This is a genomic window from Micromonospora profundi, from assembly GCF_011927785.1.
Classification (GTDB): Bacteria; Actinomycetota; Actinomycetes; order Mycobacteriales; family Micromonosporaceae; genus Micromonospora; species Micromonospora profundi.
In genome coordinates, this window is record NZ_JAATJK010000001.1 from 673,040 (window position 1) to 692,302 (window position 19,263).

20 protein-coding genes and 1 riboswitch are annotated in these 19,263 nt (G+C 72.4%); of the genes, 6 read left to right on the top strand and 14 right to left on the bottom strand.

Going from position 1 to position 19,263, the window contains the following annotated elements:
• Positions 1–110 precede the first annotated feature (110 nt).
• On the bottom strand, positions 111–254 hold the full coding sequence (locus tag F4558_RS03155; RefSeq protein ID WP_157552313.1) for a hypothetical protein: 144 nt from the start codon (positions 252–254) through the stop codon (positions 111–113).
• A gap of 431 nt (positions 255–685) precedes the next feature.
• On the opposite strand from F4558_RS03155, the gene F4558_RS03160 reads away from it, so the two are divergent.
• The gene (locus F4558_RS03160) at positions 686–1,048 is read left to right on the top strand and encodes an STAS domain-containing protein (protein ID WP_053653152.1); all 363 of its coding nucleotides are present in this window, start codon (positions 686–688) and stop codon (positions 1,046–1,048) included.
• Positions 1,049–1,072: 24 nt separating this feature from the next.
• On the opposite strand, the gene surE is transcribed toward F4558_RS03160, so the two are convergent.
• Together surE and F4558_RS03170 are read right to left on the bottom strand one after the other, a co-directional pair.
• A complete protein-coding gene (gene surE, locus F4558_RS03165; protein ID WP_167943127.1) occupies positions 1,073–1,900 on the bottom strand; it encodes a 5'/3'-nucleotidase SurE in 828 nt (275 codons plus the stop codon).
• Positions 1,897–2,859 (bottom strand): 1-phosphofructokinase family hexose kinase, encoded by a 963-nt coding sequence (locus F4558_RS03170; RefSeq protein ID WP_053653154.1) that lies wholly within the window; start codon positions 2,857–2,859, stop codon positions 1,897–1,899. Before F4558_RS03170 ends, surE begins: the two co-directional genes overlap by 4 nt.
• Before the next feature lie 187 nt (positions 2,860–3,046).
• On the opposite strand from F4558_RS03170, the gene F4558_RS03175 reads away from it, so the two are divergent.
• Positions 3,047–3,514 (top strand): SRPBCC family protein, encoded by a 468-nt coding sequence (locus F4558_RS03175; RefSeq protein ID WP_053653155.1) that lies wholly within the window; start codon positions 3,047–3,049, stop codon positions 3,512–3,514.
• A 116-nt stretch (positions 3,515–3,630) separates the two neighbouring features.
• Here the strand turns inward: F4558_RS03175 and F4558_RS03180 are convergent, their stop codons facing one another.
• The 4 genes from F4558_RS03180 to F4558_RS03195 all read right to left on the bottom strand — a co-directional run bounded on the left by F4558_RS03180 (position 3,631) and on the right by F4558_RS03195 (position 9,191).
• Entirely contained in the window at positions 3,631–4,647 is a 1,017-nt protein-coding gene (locus F4558_RS03180; protein ID WP_167947212.1) for a coiled-coil domain-containing protein, read from the bottom strand.
• 53 nt (positions 4,648–4,700) lie between these two features.
• Positions 4,701–4,832: riboswitch (cyclic di-AMP (ydaO/yuaA leader) on the bottom strand.
• 141 nt (positions 4,833–4,973) lie between these two features.
• Entirely contained in the window at positions 4,974–5,891 is a 918-nt protein-coding gene (locus F4558_RS03185) for a cation diffusion facilitator family transporter (RefSeq protein ID WP_053653257.1), read from the bottom strand.
• A gap of 106 nt (positions 5,892–5,997) precedes the next feature.
• Complete coding sequence (locus F4558_RS03190; protein ID WP_053653156.1) at positions 5,998–8,115, bottom strand: HelD family protein; 2,118 nt, start codon at positions 8,113–8,115, stop codon at positions 5,998–6,000.
• A gap of 107 nt (positions 8,116–8,222) precedes the next feature.
• On the bottom strand, positions 8,223–9,191 hold the full coding sequence (locus tag F4558_RS03195; protein ID WP_053653157.1) for an alpha/beta fold hydrolase: 969 nt from the start codon (positions 9,189–9,191) through the stop codon (positions 8,223–8,225).
• Positions 9,192–9,339: 148 nt separating this feature from the next.
• On the opposite strand from F4558_RS03195, the gene F4558_RS03200 reads away from it, so the two are divergent.
• Positions 9,340–9,996 carry a carbonic anhydrase gene (locus tag F4558_RS03200; RefSeq protein ID WP_231639952.1) on the top strand — a complete coding sequence of 219 codons (657 nt, stop codon included), beginning with the start codon at positions 9,340–9,342 and terminating at the stop codon, positions 9,994–9,996.
• 101 nt (positions 9,997–10,097) lie between these two features.
• Here the strand turns inward: F4558_RS03200 and F4558_RS03205 are convergent, their stop codons facing one another.
• Positions 10,098–10,427, bottom strand: a complete 330-nt coding sequence (locus tag F4558_RS03205; protein ID WP_030330285.1) for a hypothetical protein — start codon at positions 10,425–10,427, stop codon at positions 10,098–10,100.
• A gap of 307 nt (positions 10,428–10,734) precedes the next feature.
• On the opposite strand from F4558_RS03205, the gene F4558_RS03210 reads away from it, so the two are divergent.
• The 3 genes from F4558_RS03210 to F4558_RS03220 all read left to right on the top strand — a co-directional run bounded on the left by F4558_RS03210 (position 10,735) and on the right by F4558_RS03220 (position 13,401).
• Entirely contained in the window at positions 10,735–11,226 is a 492-nt protein-coding gene (locus F4558_RS03210) for a DUF3145 domain-containing protein (RefSeq protein ID WP_053653158.1), read from the top strand.
• 108 nt (positions 11,227–11,334) lie between these two features.
• On the top strand, positions 11,335–13,071 hold the full coding sequence (locus F4558_RS03215) for a glycoside hydrolase family 3 protein (RefSeq protein WP_167943128.1): 1,737 nt from the start codon (positions 11,335–11,337) through the stop codon (positions 13,069–13,071).
• A gap of 111 nt (positions 13,072–13,182) precedes the next feature.
• On the top strand, positions 13,183–13,401 hold the full coding sequence (locus F4558_RS03220) for a hypothetical protein (RefSeq protein ID WP_167943129.1): 219 nt from the start codon (positions 13,183–13,185) through the stop codon (positions 13,399–13,401).
• Between the two features lie 75 nt (positions 13,402–13,476).
• On the opposite strand, the gene fabF is transcribed toward F4558_RS03220, so the two are convergent.
• The 6 genes from fabF to F4558_RS03250 all read right to left on the bottom strand — a co-directional run bounded on the left by fabF (position 13,477) and on the right by F4558_RS03250 (position 19,170).
• On the bottom strand, positions 13,477–14,703 hold the full coding sequence (fabF, locus tag F4558_RS03225; protein ID WP_053653161.1) for a beta-ketoacyl-ACP synthase II: 1,227 nt from the start codon (positions 14,701–14,703) through the stop codon (positions 13,477–13,479).
• A 2-nt stretch (positions 14,704–14,705) separates the two neighbouring features.
• On the bottom strand, positions 14,706–14,945 hold the full coding sequence (locus tag F4558_RS03230; RefSeq protein ID WP_053653162.1) for an acyl carrier protein: 240 nt from the start codon (positions 14,943–14,945) through the stop codon (positions 14,706–14,708).
• Positions 14,946–15,032: 87 nt separating this feature from the next.
• Positions 15,033–15,977 carry a beta-ketoacyl-ACP synthase III gene (locus tag F4558_RS03235; RefSeq protein ID WP_053653163.1) on the bottom strand — a complete coding sequence of 315 codons (945 nt, stop codon included), beginning with the start codon at positions 15,975–15,977 and terminating at the stop codon, positions 15,033–15,035.
• Positions 15,974–16,930: an ACP S-malonyltransferase gene (locus tag F4558_RS03240; RefSeq protein ID WP_167943130.1), complete on the bottom strand. Its 957-nt coding sequence runs from the start codon at positions 16,928–16,930 to the stop codon at positions 15,974–15,976. Before F4558_RS03240 ends, F4558_RS03235 begins: the two co-directional genes overlap by 4 nt.
• A gap of 78 nt (positions 16,931–17,008) precedes the next feature.
• Positions 17,009–18,310 carry a PucR family transcriptional regulator gene (locus F4558_RS03245; protein WP_306273704.1) on the bottom strand — a complete coding sequence of 434 codons (1,302 nt, stop codon included), beginning with the start codon at positions 18,308–18,310 and terminating at the stop codon, positions 17,009–17,011.
• An 11-nt stretch (positions 18,311–18,321) separates the two neighbouring features.
• Positions 18,322–19,170: a septum formation family protein gene (locus F4558_RS03250; protein WP_167943133.1), complete on the bottom strand. Its 849-nt coding sequence runs from the start codon at positions 19,168–19,170 to the stop codon at positions 18,322–18,324.
• Between the last annotated feature and the right edge of the window lie 93 nt (positions 19,171–19,263).

Genomic DNA, 19,263 nt, shown 5'->3' on the forward strand with positions numbered 1-19,263 from the left:
AGCCACCTACCTCGGACTTCGGCGGCTGTCCAGCGCGTCACGGCTCGCTCAACTCGCAGTGCCCCGCGCCGACCGCGCGCAAACCCGGCCGGCACGGGCTCCCGACCGGTTCAGCGCACCGTCACCACGGCAGCGCCCCGGGCGAAGTCGTCGTCATCGTCGTCATCGTCACCCCCGCCACCGCCGAAACCGCAGGCCAACACGAGGGCAAGCAGCAGGCCGACGCCAGCTATCCCGGCCAGTTTCTTGATCATCGAAGATCCTCTCCGTCACGGTGGGCGTCCCGGGCTGATGCTAGGAGGAAGCGGCAACCTCGGGCGGGTGATTCGAGCCGGCATCGGGTTGCCGGATGGAATCACGCCCATCGAGCTCTGCATCCCGGGAGGCGCGACACGCCGGGCTCAGTCGGGCCGAGACGCGGGGCGGGCCGATTGTGGGGCATGTCGGGTCCGGGCCGCTACCCTTGTCGGCGGCGCGTCGGTTCCGACCGATTGCCGACTGAGCAGATAACGAAAAGTATTGAGTGATCAGATACCGAAATGAAGGGATATGGGCCACTTTGGGTGGCCGGATCCGTGAATTGCTCATCCTGAGGGGTGGCGACCGAGGCCGTCGGAGGAATACTCTCGGTCGCGGCCCGCGTACTGATGAGGCGCCCGGGGGACGGGCGGGTGGAGGTGCTCGCGTGAGCCTGTCGATCGTGCAGTCAGTTCTGTCCGGTGGTGTTGTGGAGATCTCCCCGCGTGGTGAGATCGACGTCGACACCGCGTACGAGGTGCGGGAAGCGATCGCGGAGGTGCTGGCCAAGGGCCGCCCGCTGCGCATCGAGCTCAACATGAGGCTTGTCACCTTCATCGACTCCGTCGGCATCAGCGCCATGGTCGCCGGCTTTCAGACCGCCGAGGTCAGCGGCGTCAAGCTCGTCGTCACCGAGCCCAGCCGGTTCGTGCACCGGCAGCTCTGGGTGACGGGCCTGCTCGGCCTCTTCGGTGCTCCCGAGCCCTACTTCGCCGGCGCTGCCACCCCCGAGGTGCTCCCCGGCGCCTGAGACGTCGACACCTTGCTCGGCCCGTCAGGGCTCCTGGTCGAGACCGCTCAGGTCCACGTCGGCCACCTCGGTGACCGCCCGGATGGCCGTCACCGACGCGTACCCGCCGGCCAGCAACGCGACGTCCGTGCCGGGCTGCGCGGCCTGGCCCGGCTCCTCCAACGAGGTACGCACGAAGCCGTGCCCCGACTCGGCAACAGTCATCTGCACCTGGCCGAAGCTGGCCAGCGAACCACGGCGCACCCCGCGCAGCCGCCCGTGCGGCAGGTCGGGGGCGTTGACGTTGAGCACGCTCTCCGGTGGGCCTGCCGTGAGCCGGGGCAGCAGGTCCAGGGCTACCCGGGCGGCGGTGGCCCAGTGCCGCTCGACGTCGCGTACCCGAGCCGCGGCGTCCACCGCCGCGCCACCACTGGCGGCCGTGGCCTCACCGGCGGACAGCATGTCCAGCGACACCGCCATCGCCCGACAGCCGTTCGTGGCGGCGGTGAACGCGGCACCGACAGTGCCCGAGTGCAGCACGGCGCGGCCGGCGTTCGCGCCCCTGTTGATGCCGGACAGCACCACCGACGGCGGCGGCCCGAACGCGCCGTGCAGCGCGATGAGCGTGATGAAGCCGGGGGAGCCACCCACCCCGTACGCGGGCACACCCGGCAGGTCCGCCAACGGATGATCGTGCACCACGACCCGGCCGTCCCGTTCCACAGCGCTCATCGCGGCGCTGGTGCCGCTTGCCTCCTCCAGCGGTGCCGCGACCACGACGTCCAGTCCCCGCTGCGCCGCCGCCCACGCCAGCGCCTGGATGCCCGGCGCGGCGATCCCGTCGTCGTTGGTGACCAACACCCGCAGGCTCATCTGTCGACCACCCGGTCGGCCAGCTCGTCGGGGGTGGTCCGCTCCTGCGGCCGGCTGTCCGCCGGTGCCAGCTGGACGCGCTCCACCAGCCCGGTGATGGAGTCCAACCGGCCGGTGCCCAGGCCGTGCCGGGTGACGTTCAGTGCCCCGGCGGCGGCACCGGTACGGATGGCGGTGCGGATGTCCCCACCGCGGGCGATCACGGCGGCCACCCCGGCGGTCATCGAGTCGCCAGCGCCACGCGGGTCGGCGGCCTCCAGCCGAGGCATCTGCACCTCGAAGAGTTCCCCGTCGATGAGCGTCAACGCCGGCTGGTCGGCCCGGCTCACCACCACCGTCTCCGCGCCGGCCGCGTGCAGTTCGTACATCGCCCGGGTCAGCTCCGCTGTCTCGTCGTTGCGGGCGCGCCCGTCGCGGATCAGCTCCTCGTGGCTCACCTTGAGGAAGAACACCCCGCTCTCCAGCGCCGCACCGAGGTGGTCCCCGGAGAGGTCGACCACCACCCGGCTGCCGTTGGCGCCGAGGTCGGCGGCGAAGCGCCGGTACACGTCGGCCGGGACGAGCCACGGCTCGTTGGGCCCGCTCAGGATGCTCACCTCGGCGCGGAGGCCCTCGCCGAGCGCCAGGTTGTAGAGCTCGTCGAGTTCGTGCCGGCTCAGCGGATGCCCCGGCACGTCGACGATCTCCTGCCGGGAGCCGTCCCGACGGTCGTGCACGTAGCCGCCGCTGCCGGAGTCCCGGACCACCACCTTGAGGTCGACGCCCTCGCTGACCAGCAGTGGTTCCAGCACCTGGCCGATCTCGCCGCCGAGCGCGGCGCACAGCACCACCTCGACACCGAGCGACAGGACCATGCGGGCCTGCCAGACGCCCTGACCGCCGGGGTGCAGATGCAGCTCGGGGTGGTCGTTCGGCTGATCCACAGTTACCGTCAGCTGCGGCGTGGGCGCGAAGACCATCACGTGCCCGCTCACCGGTCATCCCCGTTCATGCGTCCACCCTTCGTCACGACCGGTGATACCCCAACAGCCGACGGTAGTGATAACGCGCCGCCAATGCCCGGGCAACGGCCGGTGTCCGTCCGGGCGTTGCCAGCCCCACCTGTGTACGGGACGATCGTGCGACCCATCGACGGCGGGAGACGGCGTGCTCAGCAGCGACACGTTCAGCTACACCGTGCAGGCCCGCTGTTCGCTCGCCGACGCGGCGGCCCTGCTTGGCGACCTGAGCCGCCAGGGCGAGCTGCATCCACTCATCGTCCGGGTGCGGCGAGTTCCGCCCAGGGACGGAGCCGTGGCCAGCTACACCATCAACGACCGGCTGGTCGCCGGCCCGGTGCGCTTCCGAACCACCTATCACGCGGACGTGCTGACCCTCGACGACGACGAGATCGTCACAGTCGCACGCCAGTGGCCGGCCACCACCGTGCGTAACCACACACGTCTACGCGCCGAGCCCGACGGCCTGGTCCGGATCGACGTCGAGATCACCCTGCGGGCACCGAAACCCCTTTTCCGGTACGCCTTCAGCCAGGCCCGCGTCGCCCACCTGGCCCTGGCGGCCCGGCTGGGAGCGGCCCTCGACCGCAGCGACAACCCCCCACCGTCGACCTGACCCAGCCCGCCCCGCTGGCCCTCCGCGCTGCGCGGCGCGAACAGGACGGGCTGCGCCCGCTGACGCACACCGGCCGACGCCCCCCGTGGGGGAGGCGCCGGCCGGGTCGGGGTCGATCAGTACACGGACAGGTGTACGTGGTTCGTGTGGTCGCTGGACGGGTCGCCGTTCGCCCCGCTGTACGACTTCCACCCGCTGCTGGGCAGCCAGATCTGCCTGTACCAGATCACGTACAGCACGGCGAGCCGGTCGGCGTTGCGGATGAAGTACGCGGCGAGGTTGTTGCCGTACGTCTTGTCGCCGCCGGTGGCGTCCCCACCGAAGCCGTTCTTCTGCGCGGCGAAGTCGCAGGCGCGACCCTTCGGGTGCTCGCCGGAGCCGCCGGAGCGGTGGCAGGAGACGTACCTGGTGAAGCCTGCGGCCTTGGCCTGGTTGAGGGCGTGCAGGGTGCGTGGGGTGATGCAGCCGTTGGCCGGGGTGGGGTCGTTGACGCTGCACGACTCGGACGGCCAGGAGCCGTCGGAGTTGCGCGGCGCGGGCTTGGCGTTGGCGGTGGAGGTGCCCCGGTTGGAGCCGGAGTCGGAGGCGGTGGTCTGCTGCCTGGTGTTGGCAACGGTCAGGGCGCGTTCGGCCTGCTCCTTGCGCTTGGCCATCACCTCGACCTGCTTGCGCTGCTCGCGGATCTCGCCGTCGAGGGCGACGCGGGTGCGGTTGGCCTCGTCCTTCGTGGCGATCAGGTCGCGCAGCACCCGGTCCTCGTTGGCGGCGACCACGTCCAGCGCGGCGGCGCGGTCCATGAAGCCTTCGGGGGTGTTGGTGTTGAGCAGCGCCGAGACGGTGCTGAGCCGGCCGGTGCGGTACGCGACGCCGGCGATCTCTCCGACCTTGCCGCTGCGCTCGTTCATCTCGGCTTCGGTGGTCTTGAGCTTGGCGGCGAGTTGCTGCTGCCGCTGGACCGAGGTGTCCAGGGCGCGCTTCGCGTCCAGGTAGCCCTTGCTGGCCGCGTCCAGTGCGGCGCGCAGGGCCGGGGTGCCGCCCTCTTCGTCGTTGTCGGGTGCCGCGGCCCGCTGGGTGGCCGGGGGAGCGGCCGAGGCGGCGCCGGCGGGGATGGCGACGCCGAGGGTGAACATCATGACGATCAGCGCCGCCAATCGGGCGGCGGGGGGTCGTGCTCGTGCCACTGCGCATGTCCTTCCGTCAGCCGCCGACCGGGTTAGCTGACGGGTTCGGGACGGAAGATCCCTACCGCTGACGCGGATGCACCCCAGGAACATGGTTCCCCGGTTCGCCCTCTCGGGTGATTAGGCGGCGGCCGCCACCGGCGCCGGGAGGGCGCCGCCGGGTGGTGGCCGGGAGCCAGCCTACCGGTGCTCATGGGGCTGGTGCAGCCATTGTGACTGACGGTGTGCATGGCGCTACTCAAAAAGCCGACAAAAGGGATTAAGGGCGGAATTTCGCCTTACCAGGTGACGGCACCGCAGGCCCCCGGGGCCGCGCCGGGCTCGATCTGGAGCGTGGCGTGCTCGATCCGGAACTCCTCCTGCAGGGCGGTGCGTGCTGCGGTGAGCACGGTGCCGACCTCCGCGTCGGGTGCCATTGTCAGGTGTGCGGAGGCCACGTCCATGCCCGAGGTGAGCGTCCAGACGTGCAGGTCGTGCACCTCGACCACGCCGGGTACGGCGGCGAGCCGGTCGTGCACGGCGGTGACCTGGAGGTGTTCCGGGGCGGCCTGCACGAGGATGCGGACCGCGGCGCGGCCGAGCCGCCAGGTGCGCGGCAGGATGAACACGCCGATGGCGACCGCGACCAGCGGGTCGGCCCACCACCAGTCGGTGACCGCGATGAGCAGCGCCGCGCCGATCACGCCGAGCGAGCCGAGCAGGTCGCCGAGCACCTCCAGGTAGGCGCCCTGGAGGTTGATGCTGTCCCGGGCGCCGGCGCGGAGCAGGGCGAACGCGACCACATTGGCGAGCAGGCCGAGCACGGCGACCACGAGCATCGGGCCGACCACCACCTCGTGCGGGTCGCCGAACCGGCCGATCGCCTCGATCAACACGTAGATCGCCACGCCGGAGAGCAGGACGGCGTTGGCAAGGGCGGCCAGCACCTCGAGGCGGTAGAGCCCGAAGGTGCGCTGTGGGTCGCGGGCGGCCCGTTGGGTTGCGGTGATCGCGGCCAGGGCCATCCCGATGCCGAGCACGTCGGTGAACATGTGCCCGGCGTCGGAGAGCAGTGCCAGTGAGCCGGTGTGCAGTGCGGCCACCGCCTCGACCACCATCAGGGTGGCGAGCAGGCCGAACGCTACCCAGAGTCGGCCCCGGTGCTGTTGTGCGGCGTTGCTGACCGAAGCGTGGTGGTGGTCATGACCTGAGCCCACGAAACCCACCTTCCTGTGCCAGCCGGGACCGGGTCAAATGTATGTTCACATCGCTATGTATGCAACTGTAGGGCAACGATGTACCCCCGGCCCCGCCAACACGGATTCAGCCGATCGGGTCGATGGTGGTGAGTCGCTGGGTGGCCCGGGACAGCGCGACATAGAGCGTGCGGACACCCGCACCCGGATCCGCCCGGATCTCACTCGGCGCGACGAGCACCACCCCGTCGTACTCCATGCCCTTGGCCTCCAGGCTTGTCACGACCTGCAACCGCGACCCGCCGAGCGCGCCGAGCCAGCCGGCGACCTCGTCGCGGCGGGGGACCGGCGTGATCACACCGACCGTGCCGTCCACCTCGGCCAGCAGGCCGGTGGCCGCCTCCACCGTCGCGGTCTCCAACCCGGCCGCCGGTACGACCTGCTCGACCGGATCGACCCCGGTGGAGCGGACGGCCCTGGGCAGCGGCAGGTCCGGATAGAGCCTGCGGATCTCGGCCGCCGCCACCGCGAAGATCTCCGCCGAGTTGCGGTAGTTGGTGGTGAGCGTGAAGTCCAGCCGCTTGCGCCGACCCAGCGCCTGGTCACGGGCTCGCGTCAGCTCCTCCGGGTCACCGGTCCAGGCGGTCTGCGCCGGATCGCCCACGATGGTCCACGAGGCCAGCCGGCCGCGTCTGCCGATCATCCGCCACTGCATCGGCGAGACGTCCTGCGCCTCGTCCACCACGATGTGCGCGTAGTCCCGGTAGTCCGCCGGGCGCTCCCGCGCCGCCGCGCGGGCCGCCCGCTGGCGGTCGCCAAGGGTGCTCAGTTCCCGGACGCCGCCGGCGAGCTGGAACGGGTCACGCCGGGCGCGGGCCGGCTGCACGGGCTTGCCCAGCAGGGCGTCCAACTCGTCGAGCAGCGCCACGTCCGCGATGGTCAGGCCGTCGGTGTCCAGACTCCGGTACGCCGCACCGAGCAACCGGATCTCCGCGCCGGAGAGGATGCCCCCGGCGTACCTGCGCAGCCGGTCGGGACGGGCCAGCCAACCGAGCACGTGCCGGGGATGCAGCCGCGGCCACCACGCCTTGAGGAACTCGCGGAACTCCGGCCGCTCGGCGATCTCGTCCTCGAAGGCACGCTGCTCCGGCAGCCGGCCGATGCCCAGGCGGCGGGCCTGCGCCCAGAGCGCGGCGAACACCCCGTCGAAGCCGGCCCGGCGGACCTCGTTGCGGCGGGCGCCCCGGTTCAGCACGCGGTCCCGGATCGCGTCCAGCTCGGCGCGGTCCAGCCGCAGCAGCGTGCCCCGGTAGAGCAGCCGCAGCTCACCCGGCCCGCCCGGCACCGCGTCCCGGACGGCCCGCTCCAGCACCCGGCGCATCCGCAGCGAACCCTTCACGGCCGCCACGTCCGGCGGATCGGTGCGGGTGGCGGTCATTCCCGGAAAGAGGGTGCCGAGCGAGTGCAGGGTCGCCGTGTCCTCGCCGAGCGACGGCAGCACCGAGGCGATGTACTCGACGAAGACGGTGGACGGACCGACCACCAGGATGCCGCCGCCGGCGTACCGGCTGCGGTCGGAATACAGCAGGTAGGCGGCCCGGTGCAGGGCGACAGCGGTCTTGCCGGTGCCCGGGCCGCCGGCGACGATCGTCACCCCGGAACCGGGCGACCGGATCGCCTCGTCCTGCTCCCGCTGGATCGTCGCCACGATGTCCCGCATGCCCCGCCCGGTGGCCTGGGACAGGGTGGCCAGCAGCGCGCCGTCGCCGACGACAGTCATCCCCTCCGGCGTGGCGGTGGGGTCCAGCAGGTCGTCCTCGATGCGGGTGACCCGCTCCCGCCGGGACTGGATGGTCCGTCGACGCACCACGCCCAGCGGCTGCGCCGGGGTGGCCTGGTAGAACGCGGCGGCGGCCGGCGCCCGCCAGTCGACGACAAGTGTCGTGGCGTCCTCGTCGCGGATGCCGAGCCGCCCGACGTGCAGCACCTGACGGTCCCGCAGGTCCAGCCGGCCGAAGACCAGCCCCTCGTGCTCGGCGTCGAGGGTGTGCCGCCGCTGCGCGGCGTGGAAGACCATCGCGTCGCGCTCGACGAGCGCGCCGAACGTGCCCACCCGCGCCATCCGGTAGCCGTCGCGCTCGGCGCGGACCGCCGACTGGCGCAGCTCGGCCAGTCGGGTGTACACCCGGTCGAGATGCCGCTGCTCGACGGCGATCTCCTGCTCCAGGGCGGTCTGGTCGGTCAACGCACGCTCCTTCGATGTCGCCGGCAAGCGGCGCGAACCGCGCGGGCCAACCGCAGAAGGGTACGGCTTCCGCCCGGATCCGCCGCGCCCGAGGTGCGCGAACGTGCTCAGGCACCCGTTCCGACGACGCTCGCGTCGCCCGGGCGCGGCGGCGCGGCGCTCACGGCGTCGGCCGGCAGCGCGGCGAGCACCCGACGCAGGACGCCGCTCAGAGCGGCGTTGACCTCGTCGGGACGTTCCATCATCAGCATGTGCCCGGCACCTGAGCAGATGGTCAGCTCGGTGGCCGGCAGCGCTGCGGCGATCGACTCGGCGCAGGGCGGCGGCGTGAGCCGGTCCCGATCGCCGACCAGGGCGGCGGCCGGCAGGTGGGCGAGCGCGCTGAGGGTGTCCAACCGGTGCTGGGCGCCGATCGAGGCGCGGAACCCGCCGATCGAGCGTAGTGAGGCGCGGGCCACCGCCGAGGTCACCAGCCGGATGTCGGCCGGATCGCAGCGGTCGCCGAAGAGCATCCAGCGGATGCTCGGTTGCAGCGCGCGCAGCAGCGGGCGGGGCGGCCGCCACGAGCCGCACCGGGCCAGCACACCGGCCCCGGTGGTCTCGGCGAGCCGGATCAGCCGGGTGATCCGCGGCGAGAGCCCGTAGGCGGTGTGCGTGTGCCCCTCGGCGGTGGTCGAGACGAAGACCAGGCCGGCCGTGCGGGCGGTGAAGTGCGCGGGGTGGCGGTGCGCGTACTCCATGATCGTCATGCCGCCCAGGGAGTGCCCGACCAGTACCACCCGGCCGGCCGGCGCTACCGCGTCGATGACCGCCGCGAGGTCGTCGCCGAGCTGGGCCAGGGTGGCTGTGGGCAACGCCATGCAGCTGGACCGGCCGTGGCCCCGCGCGTCGAAGGTGACCACCCGCACGGCGCCCTCCGACAGCCCGGTGAGCGCGTCGAGCTGCCGGTGCCAGGCACGTCCGTCCAGCGTCCAGCCGTGCAGCAGGACGGCGGTGACAGGGGCGTCCGCCGGCCCCGTGGTCTCGACGTGCAGCCGCACGCCGTCGGGCAGACCGACCTCGAACCGCTCGGGCATCGCCACCTCCCAGGGTCGCCCAGGCACCACCGGCACCGAGATACCCGGTGGTAACACCGGCTACCCGCCAGCACACCACGCCAATCGCGTCGAGGGAACATTCCCGAGCGCCCACCTGCCCACAGCCGACGGGGTCAAGCTGGACGGCATGGGGTCGACGCAGGCGACGCCCGGCCCGTCAGCCGGCGGACCGGCAGCTCAGGGGCGACAGGCAGGGGGTACGCCGAGGGTCGCGCTCGCGGAACTGCTTGCCGGCAACCGGCGCTTCGTCAGCGGTCAGCCCATGCACGGACACGACGTGACGGCCGCCGCCGCGGCCTCCGGCGACCAGCAGCCGTACGCGGTGGTGCTCGGCTGCATCGACTCGCGGGTTCCGCTGGAGGCGATCTTCGACCAGACCTTCGGCGCGATGTGCGTGATCCGCACCGGCGGGCATGTACTCGACCGCGCGGTACGCGGCTCCATCGAGTTCGCCGTGGGCCAGCTCGGCGTACCGCTGGTCATGGTGCTGGGCCACGAGCGGTGCGGGGCGGTGGGGGCAGCGGTGGAGGCGCTGCGCAGCGGTCAGCGGCCGGAGGGATCGCTTGCCCACCTGGTCGACGAGATCGCCCCTGCGGTCGTCGAGGCAGGGCTCGACGATCCGGCGGTGCAGCCGCTGGCGATCCGCCGGCACGTGGGGCGTACGGTGCGCGCGCTGCGCCACGACGACCTGCTGGCCGGGCCGGTCGCCGCTGGCCGGGTGGCAGTGGTCGGCGGTCTCTACGACCTGGCCACCGGTGAGGTCGCACTGCTCGACCCGCCCTGACGCCCGGGGCCCGAGCGCCCGGACCCTGCCGGACGCGGACGCGAAACCGCCCGCCGGGAAGTCCCGACGGGCGGTTTGCTGATGATGCGGTGGGGGAGGGCTCAGCCCTCGAAGACACCGGCCGCGACCAGGCGCTTCTCGGTGGCCTCCCAGCCGTCACCCGGGTGGGTGGCAGCCAGGTTGTTGATCTCCGCCCGGATCTTGGCGGCGTGGCCGGCGGCGGCCAGCACCCGGATCTCCTCGACGAAGGCGTCGGAGTCGGTGCGCAGGTGCGCGGTCTTGCCGTTGGTCAGGTTGCGCACGTAGGCGTGCTTGCCGCCGTTGAGCGGGATGAGGTACTTGAACTCGCCCAGCACGCTGAGGGCGCCACCCTGGCCAGCCTGGCCGGCCCGGACGGACGCGCGCGCGGTCTTAGAGGTGTTGCTCGCCACGGAGGTACTCCTTGCAAGACGTACGGGAGGACTGGACGTCCGGGGGCTGTATGCGGACGACACGTGAGTCGGCCCGCGAGGTGTAACGCGGCATAAGCCGCCGATGGAACTGTACAGGACCACGACATCAAGCTGCTCGTCGCGGTGTCCCCTGAGCCAACCGAGACCACCCGTCCGGCTATTCCGGCCAGCGAATTTTCCGATTCCCTGGCGCACCATCCGTCACAGGAGTCATCATGTGTTGCAGCAACCACCTGGGTGGCCGAGGTCGTAGGGGAAGACGCACCTCGCTCTCCGGGAGGTCACCGTGCCAACGCGTGGCGTCGTATACGTCCACTCGACCCCGCTCGCCGTGTGCTCGCACGTCGAGTGGGCGATCGCGCGCGTCCTAGCCGCGCCGGTCAACCTGCAGTGGACGGCTCAGCCCGTCGACCCCGGCGCACGCCGGGCCGAGTGCGGGTGGACCGGCCGTCCGGGGACGGGCGCCGAGCTGGCTGCTGCCCTCAGGCAGTGGCCCATGATCCGTTTCGAGGTCACCGAGGAGCCGAGTTCCGGCGCCGACGGTGAGCGCTACATGTACGTGCCGGCCCGCGGCCTGTTCCGGGCCACTGTCGGCGCGGCGGGGGACATCCAGCTCGGCGAGGACCGGTTGCGGGCGCTCATGGCGTCCGCTCGGGCCCCGGAGGCGCTGTCGCACGCCCTCGACAAGGCGCTCGGCACGGCCTGGGACGATGATCTGGAGCCCTACCGGTACGCCGGTGACGGGGCTCCGGTGACGTTGCTCACCCGGGTCGGCTGACCAGGCCCGTCGCCCCGGTGCTCACCGGGGTTGGGCAGGCCGGCGCCGCGGGCATGCCGACGCCGACCGGTAAGGTCAAGTTGCCCCGATAAGGGGGGACCTGGTGGGATGGGCGGCGTGCCGATTCGCCCGCGACGCGCCGGCATCGCCGTCGCCGCCCTGACCGCCCTGCTCGTCTCCGGCTGCTCGGGTACCCCGGAACGCCCCGACCCGAGCCCCAGCCCGGCGGCGACCTCCGCCGCGCCGAGCACCGCCGCCGCGACGCCGGCCGCCGCCGACCCGGCCGCCCGCGCCGCCGCGCTTGTCGCCACGCTCTCCGACGAGGACCTGGTCGGTCAGGTGCTGATGCCGTACGCCTACGGCGACTCGGCGACGAAGGTCTCACCCGGCTCGGCGGCCGGTAACCAGGCACTTGCCGGCGTCGACACCCCCGCCCAGATGATCGCCAAGTACCGGCTCGGCGGGCTGATCCTGGTCGGCTTCAGCGCCGACGACCCGACAAAGGGCAACCAGGAGACCACGAACGTCGACAACCCCAAGCAGGTCCACGAGCTGACCGGTGGGCTGCGCGAGGCCGCCGGTCGTCTGGCCGCCGGCCCGGCGCCCTTCCTGATCGGCACCGACCAGGAGTACGGCGTCGTCACCCGCGTCACCGACGGCGTCACGCTGCTGCCCAGCGCCCTGGCGGCCGGTGCGGCGGGCGACCCCAAGCTGACCGAGAACGCCTGGCGGGCCGCCGGCACCGAACTCGCCGCGATGGGCATCAACGTCGACTTCGCCCCGGTCGCCGACGTACTGGCCACCCGCAGCAAGGTCATCGGCTCCCGCTCGTACGGCTCCGACCCGAAGATCGCCGCCGCGCAGGTCGGCGGGGCCGTCCGGGGTCTGCAGGCAAGTGGCGTCGCGGCCACCCTGAAGCACTTCCCGGGGCACGGGCACAGCGCCGACGACTCGCACCAGGACCTGCCCGTGCTCACCCAGTCCGCCGAGGCGCTGCGCACCGGGGCGTGGCCGCCGTTCACCGCAGGCATCGACGCCGGGGCCATGGCCGTGATGTCGGCACACCTGGACGTGCGGGCCGTCGACCCGGGCACCCCGGCGACCTTCTCGCACAAACTGCTCACCGACGTGCTGCGCGGCCAACTCGGCTTCAAGGGCGTCGTGATCACCGACGGGATGAACATGCCGCCGGCGAAGCGCTGGGCGCCCGGCGAGGCCGCCGTCCGGGCGTTGAACGCCGGCAACGACCTGATCCTCATGACCCCGAACGTCGGCCAGGCGTTCGACGGGCTGCTCGCCGCGCTGCGCGGCGGATCACTGCCCCGCACCAGGCTGGTCGAGGCGGTGACCCGGGTCCTGACCATGAAGTTCCGGCTCGCGGACGCCCCGGCCGCGCAGATGTCAACGCTCAACTCCCCGGCGCACCGGGCGGCGGCGGAGGCGCTGGCCGCCGGTGCCGTCACAGTGCTGCGTGGCGAGTGCGGCAAGGCGGTACGCGGGCCGGTCACCGTCACCTCCTCGGGTGGACGGGACGGCACCCGGGCGGCGCTGACCGCCGCGCTCACCGCTGCCGGCGTGGCAGTGAAGCCGAGTGGCGGCACTGTGGTGCACCTCGTCGGCTACGGCGACGGCGCCGACGATCTACGCGCCGACGCGGCGGTCACCGTCGCCATGGACACCCCGTACGTGCTGGCCGGGGCGGCGTCGCCCACGCTGCTGGCGACGTACTCCTCCAGTCGGGCGTCGATGACCGCGCTGGCGGCCGTGCTGGCCGGCAAGGCCCGGCCCGGCGGCCGGTCCCCGGTTGCCGTGTCGGGCCTGCCCGCCACGACCTGCGGCACCTGACCCCGGGGGCGCGACGCTGAACCGACACCGGCCGGCGCGGCGCCCCTGACGCCGTTCTGCGGCGCGGAAATTGTGTCGCGGCAGGCCAGGTGATCTGGGACCCTCTGCCGCATGCCAGCACCAGAGGGATTCCGGTACGACCAGCGGGCCGACGGCACCGTGGTGATCATCCATCACGGGCGGGTGGCGAGCACGCTGCGCGGCGGCCGGGCAGCGGAGTTCCTCGCCGAGGTCGACGACGACCCGCAGTTGGTGATGGCCCGCTGGACGGGCAACTACCGCCGGGGCAACGAGCGCACCGCCAAGCGGCACCCCCGCAACCGGGCCTGAAACGACACCTGGCCCTGTCCCGTCGCCAGGCGACAGGACAGGGCCACTGCTCACCCGCTGCCGCGGGCGGTGGTGTCAGGGTCGCGTGAAGACCAGCGCCACGTTGTGACCGCCGAAGCCGAACGCGTTGTTCAACGCGGCCGGGATCTCCATGGGCCGTGCCTTCTGGGCTGCCACGTCCAGGGTGAGGCCGTCGTCCGGGTCCTCCAGGTTGACAGTCGGAGGGACGACACTGTCGCGGATGGCGAGGATCGTGGCGATCGACTCCAGCGCGCCGGCCGCACCGAGCAGGTGACCGGTCATCGACTTGGTCGCCGCCAGCACCGGGTGATCGCCGAGCGCCTTGTGCAGCGCGCCGATCTCCAGCATGTCGCCGACCGGGGTCGACGTGGCATGCGCGTTGACGTGCACGATGTCCTGCTTGGCGACGTCCGCGTCCGCGATCGCCTTGCCGATGGCACGGATCGCGCCCTCGCCCTCGGCGTGCGGCTGCACCATGTCGTACGCGTCGGAGGTGATACCCGCTCCGGCGAGCCGCGCGTACACCCGGGCGCCCCGGGCGGCGGCGTGGTCGGCGCGTTCCAGCACCACGACGCCCGCGCCCTCGCCGAGGACGAAGCCGTCTCGGCCCTTGTCCCACGGACGGGAGGCCCGCTCCGGGTCGTCGTTGCGGGTCGACATCGCCCGCATCGAGCTGAACCCGGCGATCGGCAGCGGGTGGATGACCGCCTCGGTGCCGCCGGCCACCACCACGTCGGCCCGGCCGGCGCGGATGATGTCCAGACCCAGCGCGATGGCCTCGGCGCCGGTGGCGCAGGCGCTGGCCACCGTGTGCACGCCGGCCTTGGCGCCCAGCTCCAGCCCGACCCAGGCGGCCGGACCGTTCGGCATCAGCATCGGGATGGTGTGCGGGGAGACCCGCCGCGGCCCGGACGCCTCCAGGATGTCGTCCTGGGCGAGCAGGGTGGTGGCGCCGCCGATGCCGGAGCCGATGCTGACGGCCAGCCGCTCACCGTCGAGGCCGGAGTCGGCCAGGCCGGCGTCCGCCCACGCCTGCTGCGCGGCGATGATGGCGATCGCCTCGGAGCGGTCGAGCCGGCGCAGCCGGACGCGGTCGAGGACCTCCGACGGCTCCACGGCCAGCTGCGCGGCGATCCGGACGGGCAGTTGCGCGGCCCACTCCTGGGTGAGCGCACTCACCCCGGAGCGGCCGGCGAGCATTGCGTCCCAGGTCGACGCGACGTCCCCGCCGAGCGGGGTCGTCGCGCCGAGCCCGGTGACGACGACGTCAGGACGACTCATGATCAGGACTGCGCCTCGATGTAGCTGACGGCGTCCCCGACGGTCTTGAGGTTCTGCACCTCGTTGTCCGGAATCTTGACGCCGAACTTCTCCTCGGCCGCCACCACGACCTCGACCATGGAGAGCGAGTCGACATCGAGGTCGTCGGTGAAGGACTTCCCCTCGGCCACGTCGTCCGGGTTCACCCCGGCAACCTCTTCGAGGATCTCGGCGAGGCCGGTGGTGATCTCGTCACGGGTCATTGCGGTTGGTTCCTCTCATAGGGGGATCTCCGGCGGCCGGCGTCGCCGACCGCCGCTCCTCGGCGCGTACGCGCCCGAGGGGGTTCATCAGGGGCAGCGGACGACCTGACCGGCGTAGGTCAGGCCACCGCCGAAGCCGAACAGCAGCACCGGGGCGCCCGAGGGCACCTCGCGCCGCTCGACAAGCTTGGACAGAGCCAGCGGTACGCTCGCCGCCGACGTGTTGCCCGACTCCACGATGTCCTTGGCGATGATCGCATTCGGGATGTTGAGCCGCTTGGCGATGCCGTCGATGATCCGGCCGTTGGCCTGATGCGGCACGAACGCGGCAAGCTCCGACGGGTCGACCCCGGCGCGTTCGCACGCCTGCAGGGCCAGCGGCGCGAGCGCGGTGGTGGCCCAGCGGAACACCGACTGCCCCTCCTGCTGGATGTACGGGCGCCAGCCCTCGATGCGTACCGCGTCGCTCTTCTCCGGCACCGAGCCCCAGACCACCGGGCCGATGCCGGCGGGCTCGTCGTCGGCGGTGGCGGTGACCACCGCGGCGCCGGCGCCGTCAGCGAAGATGATGCAGGTGGAGCGGTCGGTCCAGTCGGTGAAGTCGGAGAGCTTCTCCGCACCGATGACGAGGGCGTTGCGGGACGCCCCGGCCCGGACGGCGTGGTCGACGATGCCCAGCGCGTAGGCGAAGCCCGAGCAGGCGGTGTTGACGTCGAACGCGCCCGGTGCGGTGATGCCCAGCTTCGCGGCGACCCGGCAGGCCACGTTGGGGCTGCGGTCGATCGACGAGCAGGTGGCGACCACGACGAGGTCGATGTCGGCGGCGCTCAACCCGGAGTTGGCAAGCGCCTTGCCGGCTGCGGCGGCGGCCATGTCGGCCACCGTCTCGCTGTCGGCGATGCGGCGGGTGGCGATGCCGACGCGGTCCCGGATCCACTCGTCGTTGGTGTCGACGAGCTGGGCGATGTCGTCGTTCGTCACCACCCGGGAGGGCTGGTAGTGCCCCATCGAGACGATGCGACTGCCGGTCATGAGTTTCCTCCGATGGGGGCGAGCGGTTGGCCCGGTGTGCCGTGACGGGCGATGAGATCCCGCGCGGCCGGCAGGTCGTCCGGTGTGTTCAAGGTGACGATCTCGGGGGCGCCGTCGCCCTTGAGCTCGCGCTTCACAAGGCCGGCGAGGGTGCCGGCCGGGGGCAGCTCGATCACCCCGGTCACGCCGAGGTCGGCCAGGGTACGCATGCACAGGTCCCACCGGACCGGGGCGGTGACCTGGCGGACCAGGCGTCGCACCATCTCCTGGCCGTCGGTCACGGAGGTGCCGTCGAGGTTCGACAGCAGGATCCGCGCCGGGTCGGCGGGGGTGATCCCGGCGGCCACCGAGGCCAGCGCGGTCTCGGCCGGAGCCATGTACGGGGTGTGGAACGCGCCCGCCACCTGAAGGCGGATGACGCGGGCCTTCGACGGCCGCTCGGCGGCGAGCTTGTCCAGGCCGTGAAGCGCGCCGGCGGCGACGATCTGCCCAGCGCCGTTGCGGTTGGCCGGATGCAGGCCGTGCCCCTCGATCGCGGCGAGCACCTCGTCCGGGTCCCCACCGAGCACGGCGGCCATCCCGGTCGGCTCCAGCGCGCACGCGGCGGCCATCTCCCGGCCCCGCACACCGGCGAGCGTGATCGCCGCCTCCGGCGACAGCACCTCGGCGAGCGCCGCAGCGCCCAGTTCGCCGACGCTGTGCCCGGCGGTGACCGACACGTCGTGCAGCGGCAGGTGCTCGGCGGCGAGCAGCGCCGCGGCGACGAGCAGCGGCTGGGTGCGGGCGGTGTCCTTGATCTCGTCGGCGTCAGCCTCGGTGCCCAGGTGCACCAGGTCGACCCCTGCCAGCTCGGACCACGACCGCAGTCGTGCCTCGGTGCCGGTCAGGTCGAGCCAGGGGGTCAGGAAGCCGGGTTTCTGAGAACCCTGGCCGGGACTAAGTACGGCGAGCACGCCTATGACTCTTCCGGATGCCGCTACGGAACGCTGTGCCGGCCCGGACCAAACCGCACTAGGACCTTTGGAGGGTTCCTACAAAGATCGGCCAGTATCGTCGCTGATTTGAGCGGATTTCCGGGTGGCCGGGGTCAATGTCTGGGTCGGCACCGGCGATGTGACAGGCGCCACCGGATCCAGCCGGCCGACGGTCAACGCCACCTGGAGTGCGAACGAGTCCCGGGGCGACAGCGGCGAGAAACCTGTCACCTCCGCGATGCGGCGCAGCCGGTAGCGCACCGTGTTCGGGTGCACGAACAACGCCCGCGCGGCGCTCTCCAAGGTGCCACCGGCGGCCAGGAAGGCGTCAAGGGTCTCCAGTAGCTCCCCACCGGCGCGGACAAGCGTCGCGTACACGTCGTGCCGCAGCCGCCGGCGTGCCTCCGCGTCGCCGGCCAGGGCCCGCTCCGGCAGCAGGTCGTCGGCAGGCACCGGCCGCGGGGCCGTCGGCCACGCCGGCGCGGCCCGGAAACCGGACAGCGCGGCACGCGCCGACTCCGTGGCCTCGTCCAGACTGGGTACGGCCGGACCGACCACCACCGGGCCGTCCCCGAACGCGTCAAGCAGCTTGCCCGCCGCGCTCAGCGGATCGGCCGCGCCGCCCAGCACGATCACCAGCCGGTCGCCGTGCACCCCGCCGATCACCTCGACGTCGATCCGCCGGGCCAACCGGTAGACCACGTGCAGCACGGCGGAGACCTCCCCGCCCGGGGAACGGCCCACCGCCACCGCGACCGGCGGCGCGTCCGCCCAGCCCAACGCGGCAGCCCGGCTGGCCAGGACGTCCGGCGAATCACCGCGCAGCAGCGCGTCGACAAGCAGGGCCTGCAACCTCGCGTCCCACGCCCCGCGTGACTCGGCGGCCCGCGCGTAGACCCGGGCGGCCGAGAAGGCGATCTCCCGGGAGAAGCGCAGCACCGCCTCGCGCAGCTGGTGCTCCTCACCCTCGACGGCCAGGTGCGACACCTGCTCCTCGACCACGTCGATGGTCACCTTGATCAGCGCCACGGTCTGCTGAAGGGTGATCGACCGGGCCAGCGCCAGCGGTGCCGTGGCGAAGACCTCGTCGGAGACCTCCTGCGTGCTGTCGGCCGTGCCGCCGCCGTCGCGCAGCCACTCCACCAGCGACCGCGCGCCGGCCTGAGCCACGAGCATCACCCAGGAACGCTGGTCGGCAGGCAGGGCGCGGAACCACGGCAGCGTCTCGTCCATCCGGGCCACACTTGCGGTGGCCAGCGCCCCCGCCGAACGCTCGATGCGGCGCAGCGTGGCCGACAGGTCTCCACCGCCGGGCGTACTCACCGCCCTAGCCTGACATGTCGTGAGCAGGCCATCCACGCCGGCACCTGTCAACGGGCCGCCGCGAGGCCGGTACGGCCGACACCCCTCAGCGACGTGTTGAGCGGCCGATCGGGGCTGTAGAGGAAGCACCAGACGCCGGGCGTGCCCGCCAGCCACTCGGGCTCGCCCTCCGGCAGCAACGCGAACACGTCGAGCCTGTCGTCCAGGTCTCCCTCTGACACCCCGACGTACCCGGAGACGGTCGACCGGCACCCCGCGTCCAGGACCTCGTCGGTGATCTCCTCGACCTCCGGCTCGGCCCACCAGATCCCGGCGAACTCGGTGGCGTGTGGCCCGCTGCAGGAGGTGGGCGGTAGGTCGACGGTGTCGCCGGACTCGGCCGGTTCGGTGAAACAGGTGTACCGCAGCGGCGAATCGCCGGTCAGTCCGTTGCGCAGGCTGTTCGCCCGGGGGTTCGGGAACCACCGGTCCACCGCATGCATCTCCAGCAGGTCGCAGCGGTACCACCGCTCGCCCGCCTTCCAGCGCGCCGCCGACGGGGTCAGCGCCCGCATCGCCAGCCGCGACTCGCGCCACTCGCCGCCCAGGAAACGGGCAGCCTCGGCGTCGCAGGATTCGTACACCCGCCAGATCGCCTCGGTGTCGGCGGCCGGCGGCGCCTTGGCGGCGGCGTCCGCGCCGTCGAACCGGCCGACCAGGAACGTCTCCACCTCGTGCTTCGAAGAGCAGGGGATCGGTGTGTACGACTTGGGGCTGCGCTCGTCGGACGCGGTGGCGTGGCACACCCCCGCCTCGGGAGCGAAGGTAGAGAGCTTCTCCTCGGATAGAACGCTGTCGCAACCGCCTGCCCCTACGGTCAGCGCCACAAGGACCGTCGTCCCCCACCACCGTCGCACGTCGTCTCCATTTCCGGGCAGCCGCCATCGGCATCGATGGCGCGCAGCGTACGGCAGCCGGGACACCCGTCGGTGTCCCATTGGGACCACCCC